Source organism: Mesorhizobium sp. M1A.T.Ca.IN.004.03.1.1 (genome assembly GCF_003997555.1).
Classification (GTDB): domain Bacteria; phylum Pseudomonadota; class Alphaproteobacteria; order Rhizobiales; family Rhizobiaceae; genus Mesorhizobium.
Window position 1 is genome coordinate 1 of the sequence record NZ_RZTV01001009.1, and the last position, 239, is coordinate 239.

A 239-nucleotide genomic window follows, 5' to 3' on the forward strand; every position below is an offset into this window, starting at 1 on the left:
CTGCCGGCGCCGTCGGCAACCCCCGGCTTGTAGTCGGCTACATCGCCCCACGCATAGCTGACCGTCACCTGACCGCCGGAAGAAACCGTCAGCACGGCCAGCTTGCCTTCATACATGCCGTCCAGCCGTCCGGCCCATATGCCTGAAAATGCGGCATATCTCGCCGGAACGCCCTTGCCGGGAGGCGTGATCGCCACGGTTTGGTCCAAGACAGCCAAATCGGGGGACGCAGGCGCCGC

At 65.7% G+C, this 239-nt stretch carries 1 pseudogene; it reads right to left on the minus strand.

Features of this window, described 5'->3' with window-relative positions:
* Window positions 1-197 (minus strand): annotated as a pseudogene (locus EOD29_RS34730) (hypothetical protein); the annotation flags it as partial.
* Window positions 198-239: the final 42 nt, after the last annotated feature.